The organism is Mesorhizobium sp. M2C.T.Ca.TU.002.02.1.1 (assembly GCF_003997225.1).
Genome location: NZ_RZTO01000499.1, coordinates 1 through 4727, shown reverse-complemented (window position 1 = coordinate 4727; position 4727 = coordinate 1). Strand labels below are relative to the sequence as shown.

5 protein-coding genes are annotated in these 4727 nt (G+C 64.9%); all 5 read right to left on the bottom strand.

The window, feature by feature from the left end; genetic code table 11:
* Window positions 1-53 precede the first annotated feature (53 nt).
* Window positions 54-1223 (bottom strand): glycosyltransferase family 87 protein, encoded by a 1170-nt coding sequence (locus EOD07_RS23320; RefSeq protein WP_164772454.1) that lies wholly within the window; start codon window positions 1221-1223, stop codon window positions 54-56.
* Window positions 1224-1336: 113 nt separating this feature from the next.
* Window positions 1337-1954, bottom strand: coding sequence for an alpha-ketoglutarate-dependent dioxygenase AlkB (locus EOD07_RS23315; protein ID WP_040986866.1), 618 nt, complete (start codon window positions 1952-1954; stop codon window positions 1337-1339).
* 93 nt (window positions 1955-2047) lie between these two features.
* Window positions 2048-2518: a peptidoglycan-binding protein LysM gene (gene lysM, locus EOD07_RS23310; RefSeq protein WP_071031883.1), complete on the bottom strand. Its 471-nt coding sequence runs from the start codon at window positions 2516-2518 to the stop codon at window positions 2048-2050.
* A gap of 79 nt (window positions 2519-2597) precedes the next feature.
* Window positions 2598-3035 (bottom strand): alternative ribosome rescue aminoacyl-tRNA hydrolase ArfB, encoded by a 438-nt coding sequence (gene arfB, locus EOD07_RS23305; protein ID WP_127237131.1) that lies wholly within the window; start codon window positions 3033-3035, stop codon window positions 2598-2600.
* A gap of 83 nt (window positions 3036-3118) precedes the next feature.
* On the bottom strand, window positions 3119-4727 hold a 1609-nt coding region (locus EOD07_RS23300; protein WP_245470422.1), incomplete at its 5' end, for a phosphoenolpyruvate carboxykinase.

The window sequence follows — 4727 nt, the reverse complement described above, 5'->3', positions numbered from 1 at the left end:
AGGCCGGATCGCTGCGCGTCTTTTGCCTGTGCGCAATTCCGGACGGAAAATCGCTACGCCAGGGACGGCTCTCCGGAGACTTCAGCCTTCCGGCTTCTCGTCCATATGGAAAACAGCATCCAGGCGGCGAGGAACAGCGGGATCAGCACGGCGACGCAATATCCGCCCCAGGTGAAAAAATGCCCGACGAAAGGCCAGAGCCAGCACACCGCGAGCATCAATCGGGGTGGCCTTGACGTCATCGCGGCCAGCATGGCGACCGCCACCGCCAGACCGATCGTGTCGTAGGTATAGCCATAAGGCGTGGCAAGGATGGCAAGGACCGCGGTAAGCGCCACGCGTTCCTGATGCGAGACCTGGCGCCCAGGCCACCAGAGCCAGACCGCCACCGCGATGGAAACGACGGTCGCGACCGCCTGCACGCCATAGGCGGCGGCCAACCCCAAGCCGATTGCCCTCGCCGTGAAGAACACCGTTATCGCGTTGTATTGGTAGGGTTGCGGATAAGGAGCCTCCATGATCGCCGTCATCAACGGACGGGTTTCGGTCAGGAACAGCCGCCAGACATCGAAGCCAAAGAACAGGCCGGTGGCGACGGCGATCACGACGGCGGTCCCGATGGCGGCGAGAATGGCTCGCCAATTGCCGCTGGCGAGCAGGCAGAAAGGCACCAGAATGCCAAGATGCGGCTTGATCGTCAGCAGGCCGAACAAGATACCAGCCAGCACCGGACGCCTTGGCGCCACGGCGAGACCTCCGATCAACAGAGCCGTCGTCAGCGCGCCGTTCTGGCCGAACACCGAGTTCCAGATAACGGCGGGACTCAAGACAATCGCCAGTTCCAGGGCCGTTCCGAGCTTCAGCGGCCGTATCGCCAGCCACAGACACAGCACGGTCCCAACCGTCCAGATCAGATAAGCAGGCAGGATCGGCAAGGTCGCAAGCGGAACGCCGAGCAAGAGGATACTCGGCGGATAGCTCCATTCCTGATTTTGAAGGTCGGGCGAAAACATGGCGCGCAGCGCCGCGCGGTAGGCGTCCACATCGAAAAGGACGGCAACGTGGCCGTCAATAGCCATGCGCGACCCTGCCCAGAGGTTCGTGAAATCCCAGTAGGGAAGCCTGTGCGAAAGTTCGGAAAACCCTCTGCCGTCGAGGTTCCACAACATGCTCAGGTAGACCTCGGCCATCCAGATACCGATCATCGATACGACCGTGACCATGGCCACGTCCAAGAGGCTTCGGCTCCTGATCCAGTTCGGTTCCATGACGACCTCGGTTTCGCAACCGCGGTTGTAGCCGGGTGTCCTTAAGATCGCGTTGCGCCAAGGAGTGGTCAGCCGGGCACCGTCACCCGCCGCAGTGTCAGATTGATGCGGCCGCCATTCTTCAGGAGGGCCGACGTCGCGGGGTAGATGCGGTCGACGCCGTGGAAGGCGAGGCGCCCTTCGCCGCCGAGCACGACGACGTCGCCGCTCTTCAGCCTGAACGATTTCGTGCCGTCCTCCCGCCTGTTCTGGCCGACCCGGAACAGGCAGTCGTCGCCCAGCGAGACCGACACCACGGGCGCGGCGAAATCCTTTTCGTCACGATCCTGATGCAGGCCCATCTTGGCATCCGCCGCATAGAAGTTGACCAGGCATGCCTCGGGCGGATGCGGATAGGCCGAGACCTCGCGCCACACTTTCAGCAAGGCTTCCGGGATCGGCGGCCAGGGCTCGCCCGTCACCGGATGCGTGGGCTGGTAGCGATAGCCGCGCTCCTTGTCGGTCACCCAGCCAAGCGCGCCGCAATTGGTCATGCGCACGCTCATCTCCTTGCCGGTGCGCGGCATGGCCGGAACGTAGAGGGGTGCGGCCTGCACGACGCGCCTGATCTCCTCGACCAGCGCCTCCTGGGCGGGGCGCGCGAGGTAACCCGGCATATGGCGGACGCCTTTGGGCAAAACGAGCATGGGTCGATCCGGTTGACTGAGCCAAGCATGCCACCGGCAAAAGAAAACGGCGACCCGAAAGCCGCCGTTCCGTTCTCGATATCGTCTGGCCGGTCAGGCAAGGTCGGGGATGCGCAGCACCTGGCCCGGATAGATCTTGTCCGGATGCGTCAGCATCGGCTTGTTGGCCTCGAAGATGACGGTGTTCTTGGCACCTTGGCCCTTGCCGTAGCTCTTTTCGGCGATCTTCCAGAGGTTGTCGCCCTTCTGGACTGTGTAGAAGGTCGGTTCCTTGGCCGGCGCCGCCTGGCCGGCGCCAGGCGCGACCTTGAGCTCGTCGGCCTGCACCTTGGAGACGCCGAGCGTGTTGCCGACGGCGATCACCGCCTTTTCGAAGACCGACTGATCCTTGACCGTGCCTTTCAGGACCGCGGTGTCGCCCTGGACGGCGACCTCGACGCCGTCCGTGCCCAGCTTATGCGAATCGAGCTCCTTCTTCAACGTATCCGCGGTTGGCGACGCCTCGTCGTCGCCGCCGATGCCGAGCTTCTTGCCGACGCCTTTGACGAAATCGAAAATACCCATTGCTGGTCTCCTCGCTGTTGCAGCAATCGGAGCTTGCCATCTGCAACCCAGAATTGGAAGCAGCCGATTTCAACCGTGACTAATCATTGTCGACACGACCGCGCAGCTTTTTCACCGTCGAGCGGCCCGCCTTGCTCTTGAGGCGGCGCTCCACGGCGCCTTTGGACGGCTTGGTCTTCTTGCGCGGCGGCGGTGGCGGCTCGGCCGCCTTGGCGATCAACGCCGTTAGCCGCGCCCGCGCGTCGGCGCGGTTCTGCTCCTGGGTGCGGAAGCGGCCGGCCTCGATGACGATGACGCCGTCCTTGTTGGCGCGCTGGCCGGCAAGCTTGATGGCGCGCTCGCGCACACGCTGGGACAGGCCCGAAGCGTTCGCCGCGTCGAAGCGCAGCTGCACCGCGGTCGCCACCTTGTTGACGTTCTGGCCGCCCGGGCCGGAGGAACGGATGAAGTCCTCGTGCAGGTCGCCCGGGCGGATAACGGCTTCGCCGGTGATGATGATGTCGTCGTCGCTCGCCATGGAAGCACTCATGACGCGATGGCCACAAAAAGAAAAGGCCCGGTGTGAACCGGGCCCCGGAGGTAAGACGCTCGAGGCAGCGATTATTCGGCCGCCTCCTGCAGGCGCGGCGCCGCGCCCATGATGGTCGCGTCGACATGCGCCTCGAACTTCTCGAAATTGGTCGCGAACATACCGACCAGCCTCGCGGCCTGGCGGTCATAGGCAGCCTTGTCGGCCCAGGTCGAGCGCGGATCGAGAATGGCGCCGTCGACACCCGGGACGGCCACCGGCACCTCGAAGCCGAAATTGGCGTCGGTGCGGAACTCGGCCGACTTCAGCGAACCGTCGAGCGCGGCGCCGAGCAAGGCGCGCGTCACCTTGATCGGCATGCGGCGGCCGGTGCCGTAGGCGCCCCCGGTCCAGCCGGTGTTGACCAGCCAGCAGTCGACGCCGTGGCTGGCGATGAGCTCGCGCAGCAGATTGCCGTATTCGGACGGATGACGCGGCATGAACGGGGCGCCGAAGCAGGTCGAGAAGGTCGCCTCCGGCTCGGTGACGCCCTTTTCCGTGCCCGCGACCTTGGCGGTATAGCCCGACAGGAAGTGGTACATGGCCTGCGCCGGCGTCAGCCTGGCGATCGGGGGCATGACGCCAAAGGCGTCGGCGGTCAGCATGATGATGTTCCTCGGGTGACCGGCGCGGCCGGTCTTCGAGGCGTTGGGAATGAAGTCCAGCGGATAGGCGCAGCGCGTGTTCTCGGTGAGGCTGCCGTCGTTGAAGTCCGGAACGCGGCCGGCGTCGAGCACGACGTTCTCCAGCACCGTGCCGAAGCGCTGCGTGGTGGCGAAGATCTCAGGCTCCGCCTCGGCCGACAGCCGGATCGTCTTGGCGTAGCAGCCGCCCTCGAAATTGAAGATGCCGTGTGGACCCCAGCCATGCTCGTCGTCGCCGATCAGCGTGCGCGACGGATCGGCGGAAAGCGTTGTCTTGCCGGTGCCGGACAGGCCGAAGAACACCGCCGCGTCGCCGTCCGGCCCCTCATTGGCCGAACAGTGCATCGGCATCACGCCCTTTGCCGGCAGCAGATAGTTCAGCATGGTGAAGACCGACTTCTTCATCTCGCCGGCATAGGAGGTGCCGCCGATCAGCACGATCTTGCGGATCAGGTCGACCGCGATCACCGTTTCGGTGCGGGTGCCGTGGCGCGCCGGATCGGCGCGGAAGGACGGCAGGTCGATGATCGTCATCTGCGGCACGAAACGCTCGAGCTCCGCGGCTTCGGGACGGATCAGGAGATTGCGGATGAACAACGAATGCCAGGCGAATTCGGTGATGACCCGGGTCGGCAGCTTGAGGTCGGCGTCGGCGCCGCCAACCAGGTCCTGGACATAGAGATCCTTGTCCGCCGCATGGGCGCGGAAGTCGGAAAGCAGTGCCTCGAACTGGGCAGGCGAGATCGCCCTGTTGTTGTCCCACCAGACATGCGGCTCGGTCGCCTCGTCGCGCACGACGAATTTGTCCTTCGGCGAGCGGCCGGTGTGCTGGCCGGTCTCGGCGACCAGCGCGCCCTGCGCGGTCAATCTCGCCTCGCCGCGCCTGATCGCTTCCTCGTAGAGCACGGCCGCGCCGAAATTGTAGCGCACCATGCCCGTGGTCTTGAGGCCGATCGCGTCAATGGCGCAGTCGGGGTTGCGTTTGCCGGCTTCCGAC